This window comes from Staphylococcus sp. HMSC070D05 (genome assembly GCF_001815595.1).
Taxonomy (GTDB): Bacteria; Bacillota; Bacilli; order Staphylococcales; family Staphylococcaceae; genus Staphylococcus; species Staphylococcus hominis.
This window is the reverse complement of the sequence record NZ_KV821125.1, coordinates 1-277: the sequence shown is the minus strand read 5'-3', so window position 1 is coordinate 277 and position 277 is coordinate 1. Positions and strand designations below refer to the sequence as shown.

The 277-nt window shown below is 32.1% G+C and carries 1 protein-coding gene; it reads right to left on the bottom strand.

Going from position 1 to position 277, the window contains the following annotated elements; translation table 11 throughout:
• Positions 1-277 (bottom strand): DDE-type integrase/transposase/recombinase (locus HMPREF3046_RS05580; RefSeq protein ID WP_141755522.1); only part of this gene is annotated, 277 nt, incomplete at both ends.

Here is a 277-nt window from a genome sequence, read left to right as displayed (position 1 = left end):
GTTCCCCTTTCGGGACATACTTCTGATAATGCCTTTTTCTTCGCATAATTGATAATAAGCATAAGATGTATAAACGCTGCCTTGATCACTATGTAATATACATCCCTCGGGTATATCGATTTGATTTAATGTATCATTAACTAAACTTTGGTCTTGTTTATCATCTATTTTATACGCCACAATTTCTCCGTTATAAATATCCATTATCGAAGATAAATACAACATAGAATGACCAAATGGTAAATAAGTAATATCGGTTGTTAATACTTCCATGGGA